General features: G+C 63.2%; 18 protein-coding genes and 1 tRNA gene. 9 read left to right on the top strand and 10 right to left on the bottom strand.

What is annotated here, in order from left to right; all coding sequences use genetic code 11:
• Positions 1-32 precede the first annotated feature (32 nt).
• The 5 genes from acpS to rpoZ form a co-directional block, all read right to left on the bottom strand.
• A complete protein-coding gene (gene acpS / locus ShzoTeo12_RS03285; RefSeq protein WP_119258839.1) occupies positions 33-443 on the bottom strand; it encodes a holo-ACP synthase in 411 nt (136 codons plus the stop codon).
• Positions 440-1,015, bottom strand: coding sequence for a DUF2062 domain-containing protein (locus tag ShzoTeo12_RS03280; protein WP_413251137.1), 576 nt, complete (start codon positions 1,013-1,015; stop codon positions 440-442). Before ShzoTeo12_RS03280 ends, acpS begins: the two co-directional genes overlap by 4 nt.
• A gap of 111 nt (positions 1,016-1,126) precedes the next feature.
• Complete coding sequence (locus ShzoTeo12_RS03275; RefSeq protein ID WP_119258841.1) at positions 1,127-1,279, bottom strand: DUF3563 family protein; 153 nt, start codon at positions 1,277-1,279, stop codon at positions 1,127-1,129.
• Between the two features lie 168 nt (positions 1,280-1,447).
• Positions 1,448-3,676: a RelA/SpoT family protein gene (locus ShzoTeo12_RS03270; RefSeq protein ID WP_119258842.1), complete on the bottom strand. Its 2,229-nt coding sequence runs from the start codon at positions 3,674-3,676 to the stop codon at positions 1,448-1,450.
• 108 nt (positions 3,677-3,784) lie between these two features.
• The gene (rpoZ, locus tag ShzoTeo12_RS03265) at positions 3,785-4,186 is read right to left on the bottom strand and encodes a DNA-directed RNA polymerase subunit omega (protein ID WP_119258843.1); all 402 of its coding nucleotides are present in this window, start codon (positions 4,184-4,186) and stop codon (positions 3,785-3,787) included.
• A gap of 408 nt (positions 4,187-4,594) precedes the next feature.
• On the opposite strand from rpoZ, the gene ShzoTeo12_RS03260 reads away from it, so the two are divergent.
• From ShzoTeo12_RS03260 to ShzoTeo12_RS03250, 3 genes are all read left to right on the top strand, one after another.
• A complete protein-coding gene (locus ShzoTeo12_RS03260; RefSeq protein WP_318911268.1) occupies positions 4,595-5,170 on the top strand; it encodes an NYN domain-containing protein in 576 nt (191 codons plus the stop codon).
• Positions 5,171-5,219: 49 nt separating this feature from the next.
• On the top strand, positions 5,220-5,753 hold the full coding sequence (locus ShzoTeo12_RS03255) for a GNAT family N-acetyltransferase (protein ID WP_318911267.1): 534 nt from the start codon (positions 5,220-5,222) through the stop codon (positions 5,751-5,753).
• Positions 5,754-5,936: 183 nt separating this feature from the next.
• Positions 5,937-6,401 carry a hypothetical protein gene (locus tag ShzoTeo12_RS03250; protein ID WP_318911266.1) on the top strand — a complete coding sequence of 155 codons (465 nt, stop codon included), beginning with the start codon at positions 5,937-5,939 and terminating at the stop codon, positions 6,399-6,401.
• 18 nt (positions 6,402-6,419) lie between these two features.
• On the opposite strand, the gene smpB is transcribed toward ShzoTeo12_RS03250, so the two are convergent.
• Both smpB and dapA read right to left on the bottom strand, forming a co-directional pair.
• Positions 6,420-6,899, bottom strand: coding sequence for an SsrA-binding protein SmpB (gene smpB, locus ShzoTeo12_RS03245; protein WP_119258846.1), 480 nt, complete (start codon positions 6,897-6,899; stop codon positions 6,420-6,422).
• A 1-nt stretch (position 6,900) separates the two neighbouring features.
• Complete coding sequence (gene dapA, locus ShzoTeo12_RS03240) at positions 6,901-7,785, bottom strand: 4-hydroxy-tetrahydrodipicolinate synthase (protein ID WP_318911265.1); 885 nt, start codon at positions 7,783-7,785, stop codon at positions 6,901-6,903.
• A 321-nt stretch (positions 7,786-8,106) separates the two neighbouring features.
• On the opposite strand from dapA, the gene ShzoTeo12_RS03235 reads away from it, so the two are divergent.
• Together ShzoTeo12_RS03235 and ShzoTeo12_RS03230 are read left to right on the top strand one after the other, a co-directional pair.
• Positions 8,107-10,176 carry a lytic transglycosylase domain-containing protein gene (locus ShzoTeo12_RS03235; protein WP_318911264.1) on the top strand — a complete coding sequence of 690 codons (2,070 nt, stop codon included), beginning with the start codon at positions 8,107-8,109 and terminating at the stop codon, positions 10,174-10,176.
• A 149-nt stretch (positions 10,177-10,325) separates the two neighbouring features.
• A complete protein-coding gene (locus ShzoTeo12_RS03230) occupies positions 10,326-11,204 on the top strand; it encodes an alpha/beta hydrolase (protein ID WP_318911263.1) in 879 nt (292 codons plus the stop codon).
• An 89-nt stretch (positions 11,205-11,293) separates the two neighbouring features.
• Here the strand turns inward: ShzoTeo12_RS03230 and ShzoTeo12_RS03225 are convergent, their stop codons facing one another.
• Positions 11,294-12,331 (bottom strand): porin, encoded by a 1,038-nt coding sequence (locus ShzoTeo12_RS03225; protein ID WP_119258850.1) that lies wholly within the window; start codon positions 12,329-12,331, stop codon positions 11,294-11,296.
• Positions 12,332-13,007: 676 nt separating this feature from the next.
• Between ShzoTeo12_RS03225 and ShzoTeo12_RS03220 the strand changes: the two genes are divergently transcribed.
• The 3 genes from ShzoTeo12_RS03220 to ShzoTeo12_RS03210 all read left to right on the top strand — a co-directional run bounded on the left by ShzoTeo12_RS03220 (position 13,008) and on the right by ShzoTeo12_RS03210 (position 15,548).
• Positions 13,008-14,075, top strand: coding sequence for a porin (locus tag ShzoTeo12_RS03220; protein ID WP_318911262.1), 1,068 nt, complete (start codon positions 13,008-13,010; stop codon positions 14,073-14,075).
• 147 nt (positions 14,076-14,222) lie between these two features.
• A complete protein-coding gene (locus ShzoTeo12_RS03215; RefSeq protein WP_413251116.1) occupies positions 14,223-15,134 on the top strand; it encodes a tyrosine-type recombinase/integrase in 912 nt (303 codons plus the stop codon).
• 324 nt (positions 15,135-15,458) lie between these two features.
• A tRNA-Ser gene (locus ShzoTeo12_RS03210) sits at positions 15,459-15,548 on the top strand.
• 144 nt (positions 15,549-15,692) lie between these two features.
• Here the strand turns inward: ShzoTeo12_RS03210 and ShzoTeo12_RS03205 are convergent.
• Together ShzoTeo12_RS03205 and ShzoTeo12_RS03200 are read right to left on the bottom strand one after the other, a co-directional pair.
• Entirely contained in the window at positions 15,693-19,040 is a 3,348-nt protein-coding gene (locus tag ShzoTeo12_RS03205; RefSeq protein ID WP_318911260.1) for a caspase family protein, read from the bottom strand.
• Positions 19,041-19,137: 97 nt separating this feature from the next.
• The gene (locus ShzoTeo12_RS03200) at positions 19,138-20,259 is read right to left on the bottom strand and encodes a Gfo/Idh/MocA family oxidoreductase (protein ID WP_318911259.1); all 1,122 of its coding nucleotides are present in this window, start codon (positions 20,257-20,259) and stop codon (positions 19,138-19,140) included.
• Positions 20,260-20,449: 190 nt separating this feature from the next.
• Here ShzoTeo12_RS03200 and ShzoTeo12_RS03195 point away from each other — a divergent pair, with 190 nt between their 5' ends.
• Entirely contained in the window at positions 20,450-21,322 is an 873-nt protein-coding gene (locus ShzoTeo12_RS03195) for a MurR/RpiR family transcriptional regulator (protein WP_119258855.1), read from the top strand.
• The last annotated feature ends 73 nt before the right edge of the window (positions 21,323-21,395 follow it).

Raw genomic sequence — 21,395 nt, 5'->3', positions numbered from 1 at the left:
GTCGGTCAAAAAGACACATGGCGAAACACCGGCTAGCCGGACGTTCCGGCCGGCAGCGCCTCGATGATCACGAATGCCTGCGCCAGCGGGAAGTCGTCGGTAATGGTGATGTGGATGCGCGCCTCGTGCCCCTCGGGCAGGAGCTGCTTCAGCTTTTCGAGCGCGCCGCCGGTCAGCCGCATGGTCGGCTTGCCGCCCGGAAGGTTGACGACGCCCATGTCCTTCCAGAACACGCCCTGCGCCAGCCCCGTGCCGAGCGCCTTGGAACAGGCCTCCTTGGCGGCGAAACGCTTGGCGTAGGAGGCCGCGCGGTTGCGCCGCCCATCGGACTTCGCCCGCTCGATCTCGGTGAAGCAGCGCTCCGTGAAGCGTTCGCCGAAGCGCTCCAGCGACTTCTCCACCCGGCGGATGTCGATGAGGTCGCTGCCGATGCCGATGATCATAGGGGAGTGTCTCCATGGGAAAGGACGGGCACGCGCTTCACGAGGCGGGCATGGCGCCGCGCCGCCACCGAACGCGCCGCAAGGCGGGTTGCGCCATAGGCGAGGAAAGCCGCGCTGCCGCCGAGGACGAGCGCGCCGACGAGCATCGGCTCAAGCACAGGATGCCAGAGCTCGGAAAATTGCAGATGTTCCATGCGGTGGAAGAGGTCGGCCGCGCTGATCGCCTCGCCCGAACGGATGCCGAGCAGCACCTCGCCGACGCGGAAGGTCGCAAGGGCGATGAGCGGGATGGTCAGCGGATTGGCGATGGTCGTGGCGAGCGCCGCGGCGACAAGATTGCCGGCCGTCAGGTAGGCGAGCGCAAGGGCCAGGATGACATGGAAGCCGAGCAGCGGCGTGAAGGCGGAGAAAGTACCGGCCGCGACCCCCGCCGCAATCGCATGGGGCGAAGCGGAAAGGCGCAGGATGCGCTTGGCGAGGTAGCGCGCGGGACGCGAGAACCCCTTGCGCGGCCAGAAGAATTCGCGCAATCGCTCGGGCCAGGAGGCCTTCTTTCGGCGTCGGAACAACATCGCCCAGACATAGCCGATCCGTTGGTGGCATTTCAATGGCGGCGCCGTCATGGCGCCGGATGCGGCAGCCGCCGTGGCGCAGCGATCTGCGCCACACGGCAAGCCGAAGCCTTAGTAGGACCTGCGGAAGAGGCCGCGGTCGATCTGACGCTGGCGGTATTCCAGGTCGATGCGGTCGATGGCGGCGTTCAGGTAGGCCATTTCGCGCTCGTCGGCATTCGGGATGCGCAGGGCGCGGGTGAAATTCTTGATCTGCTTCAACATTGGTAAACCTCGTTCGGTTACCTCCCGACGCAGAAGATAGGTTTACCCGCCCCTTCGCACCAGCGACACTATCCCAATACAGCCATGCGGAACGCGCATAACGGCTGGTCAAATCTTGGGCAAACCTGCCTCAATCGAGGCAGGTCGCCACATTTTTGCATGGGACCGTCACGCGAAGACACGATTGATCGTCGAAACGCACTGCAGTTCCTTCAACTGGCCGATGAGTTGGTTGAGCTGGCGCAGGTCCCAGACCTCCAGATCGATATGCACCTCGGTAAAGTCGGCCGCCACGCGCGCCATCGACATGGAGCGGATGTTGATGTCGCTGGTGGCGATGGTCTGCGTGACTTCGGCGAGCGTGCCCGGCTCGTTCAGCGCGTTGATCATGATGCGCGCCATGAAGCGGGTGTTGTTCGCTTCGTCGAGGTCCCAGCGCACATCGATCCAGCGCTCCGGCTCGTCGTCGAACTTCTGCAGCGCCGGCGACTGGATCGGGTAGATGGTGATGCCCTTGTCCTTCTCCATGATGCCGACGATGCGGTCGCCCGGCACGGCGCCGCCGGCGGAGAAGTGCACCTCGGCATTGCCGGAAAGGCCGCGGATCGGCAGCGCATCGGGGCCGGCCTCGCCCTCCTCGCGCTCCAGCGCCGCCTTGTTCTTGCCCGGCAGCTTGAAGACCATACCGGCCGCACTGCGCATGTTGAACCAGCCGTCGTCCGAGCTCGGCTTCACCGTCACGCGCTCGTCCTGGTAATCCGGGAAGACGGCGCGCAGCACGTCGAGCGAGGAAAGCTCGCCGCGCCCGACGGAGGCGATGGCGTCCTCCACCTCCTTCTGGCCGAGGCGATGCAGCACCGGCTTCAGCCCGTCGCGGGAGAACTGCTTTCCGGCGCGCTCGAAGGTGCGCTCCAGAATGCGGTAGCCGAGGCCGGAATATTGCTTGCGCACGGCGGCGCGGGTCGCGCGGCGGATGGCGGCGCGCGCCTTGCCGGTGACGACGATCTCCTCCCAGGCCGGCGGCGGCACCTGGATGCCGGAGCGGATGATCTCGACCTCGTCGCCATTGTTGAGGCGGGTGACGAGCGGCATGATGCGGCCGTTGATCTTGGCACCGACGCAGGTGTCGCCGATATTGGTGTGCACCGCATAGGCGAAGTCGATGGGCGTCGCGCCGCGCGGCAGCGTGATGAGCTGGCCCTTCGGCGTGAAGGTGAAGACCTGGTCCTGGAAGAGCTCCAGCTTGGTGTGCTCCAGGAACTCTTCCGGATTGTCGCCCTCGGCCAGCGCCTCGATGGTCCGGCGCAGCATGGCATAGGCGTTGGAGCGCGGCGAGCGCACCTCGTCCGCGCCGGCGGCTTCCTTGTCCTTGTAGAGCGAATGGGCGGCGATACCGTATTCGGCGATCTCGTGCATGCGCTTGGTGCGGATCTGCAGCTCGATGCGCTGGCGCGAGGGGCCGACGATGGTCGTGTGGATCGACTGGTAGTCGTTCTGCTTCGGCGTCGAGATATAGTCCTTGAAGCGGCCCGGCACGACGCGCCAGCGCGTGTGCACGATGCCGAGCGCGGCATAGCAGGCGGGAATGTCGCCGACGAGGATACGGAAGGCATAGACGTCGGAGAGCTGCTCGAAGGACAGCGACTTCGACTGCATCTTGCGGAAGACCGAATAGGGCTTCTTCTGCCGGCCCTTGACCAGCGCCTCGTCGAGGCCGTTCGTCACCAGCAGCTCGCGCAGCTCCTCCTCGATCTTGCGGATCAGGCCCTCGTTGCGCCGGGAAAGCTCCTCCAGCTTGCGGCTGACGGTCTCGTAGGCTTCCGGGTTGATGTAGCGGAAGGACAGGTCCTCCAGCTCCTCGCGCATGTCCTGCATGCCCATGCGGCCGGCGAGCGGCGCATAGATGTCCATCGTCTCCTCGGAGATGCGGGCGCGCTTTTCCGGCGACATGTGGTCGAGCGTGCGCATGTTGTGCAGGCGGTCGGCGAGCTTGACGAGGAGCACGCGCACGTCGTCGGAAATGGCGAGCAGCAGCTTGCGCAGGTTCTCGGCCTGCTTGGCCTTCTTGGAAACGAGGTCGAGCTTCTTGATCTTGGTGAGGCCCTCGACCAGCGCGCCGATATCCTCGCCGAACAGTTCGTCGATCTCGGCGCGCGTGGCGCTGGTGTCCTCGATCGTATCGTGCAGCAGGGCCACCGCGATGGTGGATTCGTCGAGGCGCATATCCGTCAGGATGGCGGCGACTTCGAGGGGATGCGAGATATAGGGGTCGCCGCTCGCCCGCTTCTGCTGTCCATGCTTCTGCATGGCATAGACATAGGCCTTGTTCAGCAGGGCTTCGTTGGCATCGGGCTTGTATTTCTGAACCCGCTCGACGAGTTCATATTGACGCATCATCCTCGGTCGGCTTTCTCCCCGCTCCCGCAGGGCAAAAAAAAGTGCGCCCCAACTTAAAAGGGGCGCACCGGCATTCGCAACAGCAAAGGTTTCGGTAAGTTACCGAAATCAGTAATCGTCGCTCTTTTCCGGCGGAACGAGGCCTTCGATGCCGGCCAGAAGCTCTTCTTCCGACATGCGGTCGAAGGCGATGGTTTCCGGCTGGTCCTCGTCCTCGTCGACGGTGGCGGTCGTCGCGTCGTCGGCAATGAGGCTTGCCGGATCGGGCTCGGGCTCGTCCACTTCCACATGCTTCTGCAGCGAGTGGATCAGGTCTTCCTTGAGGTCGTCGGGCGAAAGGGTTTCGTCGGCGATCTCGCGCAGCGCGACGACCGGGTTCTTGTCGTTGTCGCGGTCGATGGTGATGGCGGCGCCCTGCGAGATGAGGCGGGCGCGATGGCTTGCAAGAAGAACCAGCTCGAAGCGGTTGTCTACCTTGTCAATGCAATCTTCAACGGTGACACGGGCCATTGCCTGTCCTTTGTGATCGAGAATTTCAGGAGTTTGCATGCCCGATACAGGGATCGGGCCGGAAATTCAAGTTTTTCCTTCCCGCGCCCCCGGCGGGGCATGTCGTAAGGTTGCCCATATAACTTCTGATTGATGCCTCCCGCTAGGGGAGGCGGAAGGGCGAAATATCGGACAAATGGGGTAAAGCGCGGGAACTATTCCCCAATTCGGAAGTCATTGAATTTACTGAAACGATGCCGGAAACAAAATTGAACGGCGCAACCTAGATTTGCTTGGAAACCGGCGGCGGCTGCCCTAAATGAATATTATATGAAAAATAGGTAATTCAACCGGAATGTGCACCGGGCAAGCAGAAACCGGCTGAAACCCAACCTTTTTCCTCAACTTCTATTTAAAGGATTGCGCGACATGTTCGACCCCCGCGAGAAAATCGCCCTCTTCATCGACGGTGCAAATCTCTATGCGGCGTCCAGGACACTCGGCTTCGACATAGACTACAGGAAGCTTCTGAAGGCCTTCCAGAAGCGCGGCTACCTGCTGCGTGCCTATTACTATACCGCCCTCATCGAGGACCAGGAATATTCCTCCATCCGCCCGCTGATCGACTGGCTCGACTATAACGGCTACAAGGTCGTCACCAAGCCGGCCAAGGAATTCACCGACTCGCTCGGCCGCCGCAAGATCAAGGGCAACATGGATATCGAGCTGGCCATCGACGCGATGGAACAGTCCGAGACGGTCGACCACCTCGTCATCTTCTCCGGCGACGGCGACTTCACCACACTCGTCGAGGCGCTGCAGCGTAGGGGCCGCAAGGTCTCCGTCGTCTCCACCATGCAGACCCAGCCGCCGATGATCGCCGACGACCTGCGCCGCCAGGCCGACTATTTCATCGACCTCGGCACGCTGAAGGCCGAGGTCGGCCGCGACCCGTCCGAGCGCCCGCAGCGCACGGCCGAGCCGGTGGAAACCGCCGCGGACTGAGGCGGCAGGCTCCGCCTCTTCAAGCCGTCAGCGGAGGGGATGCACGAGAATGGCTGTCTTGCAGACGACACGGCTGACGCTCCGCCCCTGCCGCCCGGATGACCGCGACGATTTCATCGCCCTCGAACGCGACCCCGAGGTCATGCGCTTCCTCAACGGCGGCCACGCCGTCGATCGGGCGCGGGCAGATCCGAGCGCGACATTCCTCATGCCGGAGGGAACGGAACCTCATGTCTGGACGGCGCGGCGCACGACCGGCGGCGCCTTCGTGGGATGGTTCTGCCTCTGGCCGGAGGGCGAGGCCCTTGCCGAACTCGGATATCGCCTGCGCCGGGAGGACTGGGGACAGGGGCTGGCCTCGGAAGGCGCCCTCGCCCTCGTCGGCTGGGGTTTCGAACACGGCGGCTATGACAGGATCGTGGCGACCACGATGGCGGTGAACCGTGGATCGCGCCGCGTGATGGAAAAGGTGGGCATGAGATACACGCGCACCGACCATATCGACTATCCCGACCCGATTGCCGGCAGCGAGCAAGGCGATGTCTGGTACGAGATGACACGCGGCGAATGGCGCGGCCGCTAGCCGGACAAAGCGGGCCATCGCACGCGGCCCTCCCTTTTCATACTCTTCCGTAAACCCGGAAATCCGCCATATTCAATGTTCGTTAAACATTGATTCAAATGCCCCTGCCCCTCGTTAACGTTCCGCAAGACTCTGCTGATATTGCGAAATCCTACAGTCACTTCGCATCAGGATTTCCGGAAAATGGTGGACGCAGTATCGCTTTCGGGCAACAGCTACCGGGCCGCATCGAGCGCGCTCGCATCGCGCATCGCCGAAAGCCGCCCCGCAGCGGAAGCCTTGGCCGCACTGAGCGGCCCGCAGCCGGTGACGACAGTTTCCGCTCCCTCCGATGCGGCGGAAGAGATCGGCGATCTCGCCTTCCTCTATGCGCCGAACGGCCAGCCGGGCCTTGCGACCCAGCCCGTCAGCACCGTCTCCGCCACGCAGGCGACGCCTGACACGCGCGTTGCCGCGGAACGCAACCCGAGCGCACGGCTCGCCATCGAAAGCACGGATCTCGACGCCCTGATGTCGTCGTTCCTGACCGCGCGCGCGTCGAGCGCCAATCCTGCGCCCTCGCCGGACGTGCCGGCGCCCGCGAGCAACGAACAGCTTGCGCTCGCCGCTCGCCAGTCGGTGATCAACCAGCTCTACAACCAGTTCTGAGGAAGACCGAAGGCCGGATCAGCCGCGTTCGCGCAGCAGGCGGCCCTTCTGGCGGTTCCAGTCGCGTTCCTTCTCCGTCTCGCGCTTGTCGTGCAGCTTCTTGCCCTTGGCGAGCGCGAGTTCGAGCTTGGCCCGGCCGCTGTCGTTGAAATAGATCTTCAGCGGCACGAGGGTCATGCCCTCGCGGTTGATCGCCACGCGCAGGCGATGGATCTCGCGACGCGACAGGAGGAGTTTGCGCCGTCGGCGCGTCTCGTGGTTGAAGCGGTTCGCCTGCAGGTATTCCGGCAGGTAGGAATTGATCAGCCAGATTTCGCCACCCTCGTCGGAGGCGTAGGATTCGGCGATATTCGCCTTGCCTTCGCGCAGCGACTTGACCTCCGTGCCGGTCAGCACGAGACCGGCCTCGTAGGTATCCACGATCTCGTAGTTGTAGCGGGCCTTGCGGTTCTCCGCGACAATCTTCTTGATCGTTGTCGGACGCGCTTTCGTCGCCATATCAGTTCAACAGCCCGGCGTGGCGCAACGCCGCGTCGATAGCCGCCTCCGTGGCCAGCTCCAGCGAGGAGACGAGCGGGGAGCGAACGGTGCGGTTCATCCCGCGCACGCGCGAGAGGCCGTATTTCGCACCGCAGACGCCCGGCTCCATGAAGATCGCCTTGTGCAGCGGCATCAGCCGGTCCTGGTATTCCAGCGCCTTGGCATAGTCGCCGGCAAGCGTCGCCTTCTGGAACTCGGCACAGAGCCGCGGGGCGACATTGGCCGTGACCGAGATGCAGCCGACGCCGCCATGGGCGTTGAAGCCGAGCGCGGTCGCATCCTCGCCCGAAAGCTGGACGAAGTCCTTGCCGCAAGCGATGCGCTGCTCGGAAACGCGCTCGATCTTGCCCGTCGCATCCTTGACGCCCATGATCGAGGGATGCGCCTTGTGCAGCGCGCCCATCGTTTCCGGCGTCATGTCGATCACCGAACGGCCCGGAATGTTGTAGATGACGATCGGCACCTTCACGGCCTCGGCGACGGCCGCGAAATGCGCGAAGAGGCCTTTCTGCGTCGGCTTGTTGTAATAGGGCGTGACGACGAGGATCGCGTCCGCGCCCGCCTTTTCGGCGTGCTGGGCGAGATCGATCGCTTCCTTGGTGTTGTTGGAGCCGGCGCCGGCGATCACGGGCACGCGGCCGGCGGCAACCTTGATGCAGAGTTCCACCACCCGTTTGTGCTCGTCATGCGACAGCGTCGGCGATTCGCCGGTGGTGCCGACCGGCACAAGGCCGTGGCTGCCTTCGCCGATCTGCCATTCCACATGCGCGGCAAAGGCGTCTTCATCGACGGCGCCGGCAGCCGTGAACGGGGTGACGAGAGCGGGAATGGATCCCTTGAACATCGAGAACTCCTGAGGCCAGAGCCGCCGCAAGGGCATACATGCTTTGGCCGTATTCCGTGGTTAAAAACGGTCGCACAATAATCATGTGACAGGGATGCGGCAAGCGCGCGACGGGCGTTTTCATGCACGATCAAGGCGGAAATCCGCATGCCCGCACGAATAGTTACGCTGCTTCATCCGTCGCCTGAGAACCGGCGGCCTTCACGGATTGGTGAGAGGCGCGGTTAAGGTTTCGTTAAGGCAACGAAGGGTTAATGTTTGTCGGAGAACAGGCGGAAAGCGAGGGTCCATGCGCCGCCTGCCAGGCATCCGGGACGTAGCATGATCTCGAGAAACGGTTTTGCCCTTTGCGCCTTGCTGCTTGCCGGAGCGGCTATCCTTGCGCTCCACTCCTCGCCCGTCGAGGCGGATAATTCCGCCGTGCCGGAGATCAAGCCGCTCGGCTTCGCCGCCCAGATGCCCTCCCCCGAGGTAATCACCAACGCCATTCCGCGCGCCGAGGCGCTGCAGCCGGTCAATCCGGATCTCAGCGCCGGGCTCGATGCGCTTTCCAACCGCGATCCCGCCGCCGCCATCGCCGCGCGCGGCCGCCTTCCTTCCGGCAGCCTCGACCGGCATATCCTCACCTGGGCCATTGCCGTTTCCGGCCAGCGGGGCGTTCCCTCGCTTGAAATCGCCAGCGCCCAGCGCGAGCTCAAGGGCTGGCCGGGCCTGAAGGCGCTGCGCGGCCATTCCGAGCGGGCGCTTGCCCGCGAAAATCCGCCGGTCGCCGACGTGCTGGCCGCCTTCGGTACCACCCGCCCGGAAACGGCGGAGGGCGCCATCGTGCTGTCCCGCGCGCTCGTCGCCTCCGGCGAGACGGCCCGCGCGACCGAGATCCTGCGCGCCTTCTGGCAGAAGGAGGCGCTCACCAAGGACCTCGAAAGCCAGATTCTCGGCGAATTCGACACGCTTCTTACCGTCGCGGACCACAAGGCCCGCATGGAGATGCTGCTCTACCGCGACCGCGCCGACCAGGCGCAGCGTTTCGGCGACCTCGGCAAGGCGCAGTCCTTCTACCGCGCCTGGGCGGCGGTCATCCGCAAGAACCGGACTGCCGGCGACCTCATCAAGGCTGTGGATGCGAGCTGGCAGAAGGACCCGGCCTATACCTATCTGCGCATCCGCTACCTGCGGAACCGGGAAGATTACCGCGCGGCCGCGAAACTCTTTTCCGCCATGCCGGAGGATCCCGCACGGCTCGTCAATCCGGGCGCGTGGTGGAACGAGCAGCGCATCGTCAGCCGCGGGCTTGCCGATCTCGGCGACTATCGCGACGCCTACCGCGTCGCCGCCCGGCACGGCGCGGACGACCCTGCCGATATCGTGGAAGCGGAATTCCATGCCGGCTGGTATGCGCTACGCGATCTCGGTGAGGCGAAGACCGCGGCAAAGCATTTCCAGCACATCCTGCAGGTCTCCGACAGGCCGATCTCCGTCTCCCGCGCCTGGTACTGGCTCGGTCGCGCGGCGGAAAAGGGCGGGCCGGGCGATGCGAAGGACTATTTCACCAAGGCCGCGAACTTTCCCGGCACCTTCTACGGCCAGCTTGCCGCTGCCCGGCTCGGCCGCACGACGCTGAATGTCGCCTATCCGACGCCGACTGCCGAGGAGCGCACGAGCTTCCGCCAGCGCGAGGCCGTGCAGGCCATCGCCCGCCTTCAGGCCGCCGGCCATGGCTGGCGGGGCGATAGCCTCTACCGGGCGCTCGCGGGCGAACTGATGAGCCCCGGCGAACTTGCGCTCCTTGCCGCCGACGCGGAGAAGGACGGCAACCACCAGCTTTCCCTGCAGATCGGCAAGATCGCCTTCGGGCGCGGTATCGATGTGGCGGCGCTCGCCTTCCCCATCGGTGTCATTCCGGATGGCGCCAATATAGCCGGCTCCGGCAAGGCGCTCGCCTATGCCATCGCGCGGCAGGAAAGCGCCTTCAACCCGGCCGCCGTTTCCGCCGCCAATGCACAAGGCCTGCTGCAGCTCATGCCCGGCACGGCGGAAGGCGTCGCCAAGCGCTACGGCCTTGCCTATTCGAAGGCGCGGCTGACGACGGACGCCGCCTATAATGCGACGCTCGGCGCGCATTATCTCGGCGAGCAGATCGACAAGTTCGGCGGCTCCTACGTCCTCACCTTCATCGCCTACAATGCCGGCCCGCGCCGCGTACCGCAGTGGATCGCCCGCTATGGCGACCCGCGCGGCAAGCCGATCGACGAGGTGGTGGACTGGATCGAGCGCATCCCCTTCTCCGAAACCCGCGGCTACGTGCAGCGCGTCATGGAGAATTACCAAGTCTACAAAACCCGCCTCGGCCAGAAGGCCGATATCGTGCACGATTTAAGCGTGGGGCGCTGAGGCGGCCGCGCCTTGCGATGGCGCACGCCAAAAATGCTGCCTCGCCGCATGAATGCTCTATCTCTTTGTTTTCATGCGAAGGCGGGCGTAACGGCTTCGCATGCCGCACGAAATTGCTCTAGTCTGCCTCCAGATCAGGAGGCCTGTGCATGACGAACGATACCAGCCGCTTCTTTTCCGCACCGGACGGGCTGCAACTGCATGCTCGCGACTACCCGCCTGCGCTGGGAGGGGAAAGACGCCTCCCCGTCATCTGCCTGCCGGGACTCAGCCGCAACGCCCGGGATTTCCACCCATTCGCCACGCTTCTCTCGCAGGACGCGGCCTTGCCCCGCCGGGTCGTGGCGCTCGACTATCGCGGCCGGGGGCTTTCCGCCTGGGACAACGATGCCGCCAACTATAATGTCGTCATCGAATGCCGCGACGTCATCGCCGCATGCGCCGCGCTCGGCATATCGCGCGCGATCTTCGTCGGCACCTCCCGCGGCGGCCTTATCCTGCATGTCATGGCGGCAACGCAGCCGGATCTCATCGACGCCGCGGTCCTCAACGACATAGGGCCGGCAATCGAGGCCGAGGGACTGAAGGAAATTCGCGACTATCTTGCGAACCGCGCCTTCCTGGAAACCTTCGAAGACGCCGCCGACGCGCTCAAACGCATCCACGGCCCCACCTTCCCCGCCCTTTCCCGGGCGGATTGGCTCGATATGGCCCACGCCATCTATAGAGATACGAACGGCCGCATCGCCGCCGATCACGATCCCCGGCTGGCCGACCAGTTGCAGGCCGTGGATTTCAGCCAGCCTCTGCCGACGCTATGGCCGCAATTCGCTCTTCTGGCGGAACGGCCCCTGTTCGTGGTGCGAGGAGAACATTCGAGGCTGTTCTCGACGGAAACCATGGCGCGCATGCAGGCGGAGGCCTCGAATCTGGAGACGGCTACCGCCGAAGGCCAGGGTCATGCCCCACTGCTCCATCACCGCAGCCTGTTTCCGCGGATAAAGGCGTTCCTGGATCACCGGCCGTAAGAAGGCAGCCTTTTCCAAAAAGCAGGCTGAATAGAAAAACCCGCAGCCTCAGGGAGGCTGCGGGTCATTCATCCGATTATGAAATCAGATTAGAACGAGCGCTGCAGGCGCAGGAAGCCCGAGACGAAGTCGTCGGATTCATCCGGATCGGTGTAGTTGACCGTCGCCTTGAGAGCAAGGTTTTCGACGATCTGGTAGTCGACCGTCAGGCCAACGCGCCATGCGTCGTTGCCGTTAACCTGCTTGTAGTCGCCGAAGTACTGGGCGCCGGGCGTGATCGCCAGCTTGTCGGTTGCCTTGAACGAGTAGTCTGCTGCAACGCTCCACTCGGATTCGTTGTAGTAGACGTTCCAGCCGCTCGAGTAGAGGCCCATGACTTCGAGGGTGCCCGGACCAACTTCAGCCGAGAGCCAAGCGCGGACTGCGCCTTCTTCAGCGGCGTTGTCGTATGCGCCGAGCAGTTCGAAGTTCACGCCACCGAGGGTCGCTGCAACCATGCCGGAGAAGCCGACATTGTTGTGAGCGTTACCGGTGCCAGCAAAGGAATCCCAGTAATCCGGGATTTCGTCGACCGACAGACCGGCGCGGAAGGTACCGCCGTCATAGACGTAGCGAACCGAGGTGAAGCGGGTCTTGTAAGACGCCGTTTCGGTTTCGCCGATCATGTCGTTATCCCACCAGTTCAGGAAGGTACCGGCACGGAAGCCACCGAGTTCGATGTAAGCTTCGTCGAGGTAGAAGTCGTTCGTAGCGCCGCTACCTGCGATGCCGTCGGGAAGACCATCAACGTCGTTGCCAGCTTCGCCGTGGATGGCGATGAAGCTCGTGAGCGTGCCGAGTTCCGTGTCGGACTTGGCCTGAACTTCGAGACGAGCGCGGGTCCAGGTGTTCCAGTCAGATGCCTCGAAGGCGTCACGACCGAAGTCGGTCTGGAAACGGATGTAACCGCCGATCTTGAGGCAGGTTTCGGTGCCCGGGATGTAGAAGAAGCCGGTGCCGAAGGCGTCGCAAACGCGAACGTATTCCATGGGCTCAGGCTCAGCAGCAACGATAGCGTCGGCAGCCTGTGCGCCAGATACTGCTGCGAGAGCCGCAGCGGAGCCGATGAGAAGGCTCTTGATGTTCATTTCTGACCTCCAGTCAAAAAGTTTCAAACGGGTCTGGGTTTTTTGCTGAAGGACAGCGTTCCCTGCCCCATCCCCAAGTTCAGGAAGCGGACGATCAACCGCCCCTGCTTCCGAAGCTGAAAATACAAGACGCGTTTCCGTAAGCAATCACCAAACTGAAACGAGAGGGGGTTTGCGCCAGCCTTCGCCCCGCGCTGTTGCGCAAAGGACACAAAACGGCAGGTCGGATCGCTAAAAGTTTATGGATTCTTAACAAAACACCTTATGAAGCGGGCACTTAGCAGGCGCCCGACTATCATATGGCATGCCACAAACCCGGCGAGAAGCGGGCAAACGCGGCCCCGCAAGGTGGCAGTGAAGCGTTTTTAGCGCGGCGGTTCAGTTCCGACTCCGCCCTTTTCATGCAGACCGGAAGAGAATCGCTGTCGTCATTTACCTGTTCGATTCGCCCGAGTCGGCGCGCCAGCAATCATCGATTGGGCGAGCTGCGTCGCTTCGCTTCTGCATGAAGGCCACGCACTTTTCTCACTCCGGTTGCCCAGCGATGCGTCGGGCTATCGGCACATCGAACCTGCGCCAAGGCGCAAGACACACTCTATATATAGCCATCTCCGACCAAGGGTTGATCAGGCCCCCACAAAACACATGCGGGGCTCTTTTTGACTGGAGGTCAGAAATGAACATCAAGAGCCTTCTCATCGGCTCCGCTGCGGCTCTCGCAGCAGTATCTGGCGCACAGGCTGCCGACGCTATCGTTGCTGCTGAGCCTGAGCCCATGGAATACGTTCGCGTTTGCGACGCCTTCGGCACCGGCTTCTTCTACATCCCGGGCACCGAAACCTGCCTCAAGATCGGCGGTTATGTCCGTTTCCAGACCGACTTCGGTCGCGACCAGTTCGGCAACTCCGACTGGAACACGTGGACTCGCGCTCATCTCGCAGTTGAAGCCAAGTCCGACACGGAACTCGGCACGCTCACGAGCGTCATCGCCATCAACGGCGAATCTGGCAACGGCGCTTACACCTATAACTTTGAGGACGATGGCTTCGAGGGTCTGGGCAGCGGCTCTACCAGCTCCTTCTACATCGATGAAGCCTATATCGAACTCGGCGGGTTCCGTGCCGGTACCTTCCTGAACTGGTGGGATAACGACATGATCGGCGAAACCGAAACGGCGTCGAACGTCACCCGTTTCACCTCGGTTCGTTACGTCTATGACGGCGGCACCTTCCGCGCCGGTCTGTCGATCGACGAAATGCCGGATTACGCTGACTGGGCTGGCCCCGGCGTCGGCAGCGGCGTTGATGGCATTCACAACGATGTCGGCTTCTCCGGCATGGTTGCCGCTACCCTCGGTGGCGTGAACTTCGAACTGCTTGGCGCATACGACAACGCCGCTGAAGAAGGCGCAGTCCGCGCTTGGCTCTCGGCTGAAGTCGGTCCGGGCACCTTCGAACTGATGGGCCTCTATGCAAGCGGTGCAAACGCTTACTACAGCAAGTCCGAGTGGAGCGTTGCTGCCGACTACTCGTTCAAGGCAACCGACAAGCTGTCGATCACGCCCGGCGCCCAGTACTTCGGCGACTACAGGCTCGTGAACGGCAACGACGCATGGCGCGTTGGCCTGACGGTCGACTACCAGGTCGTCGAAAACCTCGCTGTCAAGGCAACGGTTAACTACACCGATCAGGATGTCGGCAAGGACGAAGTCACCGGCTTCCTGCGCCTTCAGCGCAGCTTCTAAGTCGATCTGACTTAGCCGAAACGAGGGGATCATCCGGCCTGAAAAGGTCGGGTGGTTCCCTATTCCTGTTGTTTGGGGCTTTTCAACAGAATTTGCTAACTATATCATGCAACCAATGGGCGATCAAAGGTCGTACTGGGGAGCGAAATGTTACAAAACACCCAAATTAACAGCATCTATAAATTGGATTATCAACTCGGCGGAATGAAAGGGCGAGCAACCCAGCTCACCAGCCTTCGGACTCTGCTTGGCCGCCATGTCGATGTCCTTTGGGAACCGGGCTCGCACAAATACAATGTCTCGTCCTTTATCGGCGAACTCGACGAGGTCTTGTTCGGGGCGGAATTTTCGGAATTCACTGACGAGATGCTGGACACGCTGATCTCGGCGCTTCGCAAGCGGGGTAACAGCAACGCCACGATCAACCGGAAGATGGCGGCGCTCAGCAAGCTTCTGCGCAAGGCCCACAAGATGGGCGACGTCCAGAGCCTGCCGGAATTCAAGCGCCTGAAGGAGAAGGCGGGACGCATCCGTTTTCTGGAGCCAGAGGAGGAAACGCGGCTTTTTGAGGCCATTTCGGAAAAGTCGGACCTCTATGGCCGTTTCTGCATCTTCCTGATCGACACCGGCGCACGTCTTGGCGAAGGCATAGGCCTGCGCTGGCAGGATCTCAACCGTGATCGCGCAACCTTCTGGCTGACGAAAAGCGGCAAGAGCCGCTCCGTTCCCCTCACCGAGCGGGCGGCGGCGGCCATACAGGCTTCGGAGCGGACGCGGCGAGGGCCGTTTACCAACATCATCCAGGCGAAATTCAGGGCCGCCTGGAACGAGGCGAAGCAGGAAGTGGGACTCGGCTCAGAGCCGGACGTCGTGCCGCATATCCTGCGCCACACCTGCGCCTCACGGCTGGTCCAGGGTGGCATCGATATCCGCCGCGTCCAGACATGGCTCGGCCACCAGACGCTGCAGATGACCATGCGTTATGCGCATCTGGCTTCGGGCGATCTCGATATCTGCGTGCCGATCCTCGAGCGCGCCGCTCGCGCGAAGACGGCTTGACGGCCGGATTTACTCCGCCGGCGCCGGATTGCATTCGGCGCCGGCGATGCCGACTGCCCACGAGAATCAGATGGAACGACAAGCTGCGGCGAGCATCTTTCGGCTTTCAAACTAGCTTCGTTTGCAGTCGCAGCATCAGCATCCCGGGCGGCGCACGGATGGGAAACAAGCACTGCGGAAAGCTTGCGGAAACAGGCCGAGAAACAATGGCTTGCGCCCTCTTTTTCGTCGGCTCGGCCTCCGCTGTTGAAATTCAGAATATTGTCGCAAGAACCGAAAAAAGCCTTGCAATCTCAGTCCATGCCGCATAGTGAAACCGCGAGCGGAGAGGTGGCCGAGTGGTCGAAGGCGCTCCCCTGCTAAGGGAGTATACCGGAAACGGTATCGAGGGTTCGAATCCCTTCTTCTCCGCCAGTTCCCCCTACTCTTTCCTTTATTTCATATTCCAGGCGTCCGCAGTCGCTTGCTCGCGCAAGCCGCTACGCGGTTACCGTTCGACATGAAAAGCCGCCGGAAACGGTCGTTTCCAGCGACTTTGCTCTGTGTACTCGGCGCGGCTCAGGTGCGGGCGGCGAGGCGGTCGATGGCGTTTTGCGTCGAAGCGCCGAAATCGCCATCGACGGGGCCGTTGTAGTAGCCACGGTCACGCAGGATCTGCTGGAACTCCTTGCGGAACTGCGGCGTGAAGTTCGCCGGAGAGCCCTTGAGCTCCTGCAGCTTGCCCTGGTCGCCGCCCTCCACGCTGGCGGCGGCCCAGCGGGCGGCCTCCTTGGCATTGGCGCGGGTGCCGAGGCCTTGGTCGTAGAGGCGCGAGAGGTTGCCCATGGCGTAGGTATTGCCGCCATTGGCCGCCTTCTCGTACCAGTTCAGGGCTTCGACATAGTCCTGCTTCACGCCGTTGCCGGCATCATAGAGCCAGCCGAGCGAGGCCATGGAATAGTAGTCGTTGAAGGCCGCGGCCTTCTCGTACCACTTGCGCGCCTCGACATAATCGACCGCAACGCCGAGGCCGGACTGGTAGGCATAGCCGACCGAGGACATGGCGTTGATGTCGCCGCCTTCCGCGCCCTTCTTGTACCAGTCGAGCGAGATGTTGTGGTCGCGCGGCGTGCCAAGGCCTTCGCGGTAGAACCAGCCCATCGTGGCCTGCGCGTTGGCATAGCCCTGTTCGGCGGCCTTGCGGTACCACTTGATCGCCTCGTCATAGTCCTTGCGCGTGCCGTTGTAGCCTTCGCGGTAGAGCCAGCCGAGGGACGCCTGGGCATAGGCATTGCCGGCATTGGCGGCCTGCTCGAACATGCGCGTGCCCTTGCCCATGTCGACCGCGCCGTCCGTGCCGTAGATCGAATACCAGGCAAGGTTGGTCAGCGCGTAGAGGTTCCCCGCATCGGCCGCCTTCTGGTAATTCTCGCGCGCCTGCGGGTAATTGCGCGCGGCATCGTGGGCACGGCCCAGCATGTTGCGGATCGAATTGTCCGAGGGGTTGGCGCCCAGCGCCGCCTCGCAGACCGGTATAGCCCGGCCATAGTCAATCTGCGCGAAGAGCTTGCCGACGAAGCCCGGACGGACATTCGGCTCGCCCGCCAGCTCGTAGCACTGCTCGGCCTCCGAGCCGCTGAGGGCGACAGTCGACTGGCCCATCATCGTGACGGTCGAGGTGCCGGCGCTCGACAGCGTGCTGTCGTTGCGGCCTGTCGCCAGCTTTTCGATCGCGGCCATGGTGGCCGGGCCGAATTCGCCGTCGGACGCGCCGCTGTAATAGCCGCGCTCCTTCAGGAGATCCTGCATTTCCCGGCGGAAGGCGACGGTGAAGTTGCCGGGATTTTCCTTCAGTTCCTTCAGCTTGGTGGCATCACCGCTCTCGATGCTGGCGGCGGCCCAGCGGACGGCCTCCTTCGCATCCGACGGCGTGCCGAGGCCCTGGTCGTAGAGGCGCGAAAGGTTGCCCATGGCATAGGAGCTGCCGGCATTGGCCGCCTTCTCGTACCAGTAGCGGGCCTCCACATAGTCCTGCTTCACGCCGTTGCCGACGTCATAGAGCCAGGCGAGCGAGGCCATGGAATAGGCGTCGCCGATATTGGCGGCCTTTTCGTACCAGACCTTCGCCTCGCCGTAGTTCTGCGACGTGCCGAGGCCGTTCTGGTAGGCCCAGCCGAGCGAGGACATGGCGTTGGCATCGCCCGCATCGGCCGCCTTGCGGTACCAGGCAAGCGACTGGACATAATCCTGCGAGACGCCGAGGCCCTCGCGGTAGAACCAGCCCATGGTCGCCATGGCATTGGCATAGCCCTGGTTGGCGGACTGCTGGTACCACTTCAATGCCTCGTTATAGTCCTGGCGGGTGCCGCCATAGCCTTCCCGGTACAGCCAGCCGAGCGAGGCCTGCGCATAGGAATTGCCGGCGATCGCCGCCTTCTCGAACATCGAGAGGCCCTTGGCCACGTCGACCGGCCCGTCCGTGCCGTAGATCGAGAACCAGGCGAGGTTGGTGAGCGCGTACATGTTGCCGAGCTCGATGGCCTTCTCGTAGTTGCGCCGCGCCTCGACATAGTTGCGGTCGGCATCGTGCGAGCGGCCGAGCAGGTTCACCAGCATGCCGTCGGACGGGTTTTCGTTGACGGCCTGCGCGCAGGCGGTGAGCGCCCGCTTGGCATCGATCTTCAGGAAGTTGACGCCCATGAAGCCGGGCAGCGACTGCGGCTCGCCGGCTAGGAGGAAGCAATCGCGCGAGGCGGCCGTTTCCTTGGCGGCAAGGTTGACGCTGAGGCCCTTCTTCGGCTCCAGCGCGGCGATCAGGTGTTCGGCATCGCCGCGGTGCTGGCTGTCCGGATAGCGCTCGATGAAGCGCTGCAGGGCGGCCGCGTCGGTCGATTCCTTCAGCGCCTCCCAGGCGATGCTTGCCGCGTCCTGGCCTTCGTTCTGGGTGGCCTCCTTGAGGCTGGCGAGCTTCTTTTCCGCCAGCATCTTGTAGACCGGGTCCTTGCCGTGCTTGGCGATGAAGGCGTTGATCAGGTCCTCGTCGGCAAGATCGCGGATGTTCTGCCAGTCGGCAGCCGCTTCCGACTGGCCGTTCGGCGAGACTTCCTGCGTGTTGCCGCTATTGGTGATGTTGATGTTCACTTCCTTGATGTTCAGGAAGATCTGCGCGCCGCCGAGCGAACCATAGACGAAGGGCTCCTGCTCGCGGTTGGTCGCCTGCACCACCTCGTCGCGCACCTTGCCGAGCGCGATACGCACGTCGAGGCCCGGCTCGGTGAGGTATTTCGCGAGCGCCGTGGCGAAGGGGCTGTTCCTGCCCTCCCCGTCCAGCGCCACCGTGCCGGCCTTGGAGGCGAAAGCGATCAACGTGTCGGCCGATTCGGGCTCGACGCGGGCGAGGCCGCGGCTGACGGCGCGCGTGCCGATGGAGCGCGTCATGGAGGCGGCGAAGGGATTGTTGCGGCAGGCGTCGAGAATGAAGAGCTTCAGCTTCTTGGCGCCTTCCAGCGAGCGCTGGACGCGGTCGATGGCGACGCTCTCGTCCTCGACGTCGCGGTCGCTCCTCAGCGCCGCGTCGACGGGGATCAGGTAATTGACCCCGTTCATCTCCATCGCATGGCCGGAATAGTAGACCACGGCCATTTCCGCATCGATGGATTCGTCCTCGAAATCGCGCAACGCCTTGACCATGGCGGCGCGGTCGAGATCGAAGACGGTCTTCACGGAATCAAAGCCCGCTTCCTGGAACGAGGCGCGCATCAGCTCCACGTCGTTCGCAGGATTGTTGAGCGGTGCGGTTTCCTCGTATTTCTGATTGCCTATCAGCAGCGCCACGCGTTTGGCCTCTGCGGCGCCCGCGTTGAACACAACGACAGCAATCGAGACAAGGAAAACCGGCGCCCAGCGTTTCGGTAGTCGCTTGAACATGCCTATCCCTCCGGCATTATTGCCGAGAGTATTACGTATGGGATTGGTCGTTTCAATGCGTGGCCGGCCGGATTTTTTGGACCCGGCCGCCGAAAACTCACGCAGAGGCGATCTCCACCCAGCGTCCCTCGCGGAACGAACGCGCCATGGCGTGCACGGATTGCTCGATGCGCAGACCATGATTGAAATCAATGGAATGCGAGGCCATGCCGGCGATTGCGGCGATCAGCTCGCGGCATTCGATGACCTTGAGATCGTTGAAGCCGAGGCCGTGGCCGGGCGCCGGGATGAAGCGGTCATAGGGCCTGTGGTGCGGCGCGGTCAGGACTGTGGAAAAGCCCTGTTCGGTGGCGCGGCCTTCGGTCGTGTAGAGCTGGAACTCGTTCATGCGCTCCTGGTCGTAGAGGATCGAGCCCTTCGAGCCGTAGATCTGCAGGGCGATGCGGCCCTTGCGGCCCCAGGCGGAGCGGTTGGACATCAGCACGCCGGAAATGCCGCCGGGAAGGCGCATCAGGACGCTGGCGATATCGTGATTCTCGACGGCGCGGCGGCCGCCTTCCTTCAGCGGGCGCTCGGCATAGGGTTTCGCCAGCGAGGCGATGACGGCCTCGACATGGCCGAAGAGGCTCCAGAGCAGCGAAAGCGGGTGCACGGCGAAGTCGTCGAGCGCGCCGTAGCCGGAGGATGCCTCGCTCTTCCAGTAGAAGGGTACGTCCGGATCGGCCATGAAGTCCTCGTCCATCTCGATGCGGACATGGTTGACCGTGCCGATGCGGCCCTCGTCGAGCAGCAGGCGGATATGCCGCATGACAGGGTTCTGGATGTAATTGTAGCCCATGACGGCCACCTTGCCGGAGGCGCGCTGGGCGGCGAGCATGCGCTCGGCATCGGCAAAGGCGGGCGCCATCGGCTTCTCGCACCAGACATGCTTGCCGGCCTCGAGCGCGGCGATGGCCATCTCGGCATGGAACTGGTTCGGCGTGGTGACGGAAACGACGTCGATCTCGGGATCGGACAGGAGGTCGCGCCAATCGGCGGTGGATCTGGCGAAGCCGAATTCGCGGGCGCGGCTTGCCGCAAGCCCGGCATTGGCCTCGGCAAGATGCACGAGGCGCGGGCGCTCGACGTCGCCGAAGACGGTGCTGACATTGTTCCAGGCGAGCGCGTGGCACTTGCCCATGTAACCCGTGCCGATCAGTCCGATACCCAAGGCCTTCATGACAATCCTCCATCGTCTCCGGCCCTCGCAAAACCGCTACGCAGTTTCGCAAGAGTTGATATACCTCGCGCTGAGGGCGCGCCTTGCGCCATCCATAGCGGGAAAGATTTGGAACGAAAACTATCTTTTCCGACGATATGGAATATTTATTTCATTTGTCGCAGAATGGCCGCACGAGGAGAACAGATCCATGAACAGCAGCGAAGCGGCCCTCACGCGCGTCCCCCGCGATTTCGACAGCCTGCGCAGCGTCATCATCGAGCGCAAGGCGACCATGCCGAAGCGGCTGGCGCAGGTGGCGGCCTATGCGCTTTCCAACCCGGACGACATGGCCTTCGGCACGGCGGCGAGCATCGCGACGGCGGCCGACGTGCAGCCCTCCACGCTGGTGCGCCTTGCCCACCACCTCGGCTACGAAGGCTTTTCCGACCTCCAGAACGTCTTTCGCGCGCGCCTGCGCGACCGCACGCTTTCCTATGAGGAGCGCATGCTCTCGCTGGAGGCGGGGCCGGCGGCCAACAGCGACGCGGAACTGCTCTCCGGCTTCCTGACGGCGGCGAGCCAGTCGGTGGCGCGGCTCGCCGGCACCATCGACGGCGAGACCTTCTCCAAGGCCGTCGACCTGCTCGCCCGGGCCGAGACCATCTATCTCGTCGCCAAGCGGCGCTCCTATCCGCTGACGGCGCATATCGCCTATGCCTTCGGCAAGCTCGGCATCCGCCACCAGATCATCGCCTCGCCGAACGGCATCGACCCCGAAATGACGCAGTTCGCAACGACCCGGGACGCCGTGATCGCCGCGAGCTTCGCGCCCTATGCCGCCGAGAGCCTGACGCAGGCGCAGGAGCTCGCCGCCCGGGGCGTACCCATCGTCGCCATCACCGATTCCGTCTTCTCCCCCCTCGCCGCCTCCGCCACCCACTGGTTCGAGGTGTCGGAGGCCGATTATGCCGGCTTCCGCTCGCTTTCCGCCTCCATCGCGCTCGCCATGGCGCTGCCGGTCGCCATCGCCGAGCGGCGGCGCAGCCTCAAGCGCTCGCCCAAAGGGAATGCTGTGGAATAGAAACGGAATGTATATTCCGAATTGACAGAATAATGGAATTCATGTTTCATTTTCCCGAAATCCGCCGCGCATC

This window comes from Shinella zoogloeoides (assembly GCF_033705735.1).
GTDB lineage: Bacteria > Pseudomonadota > Alphaproteobacteria > Rhizobiales > Rhizobiaceae > Shinella > Shinella zoogloeoides_A.
Note: the sequence above shows the minus strand (reverse complement) of the source record. Positions and strands in the feature narration are given on the sequence as shown.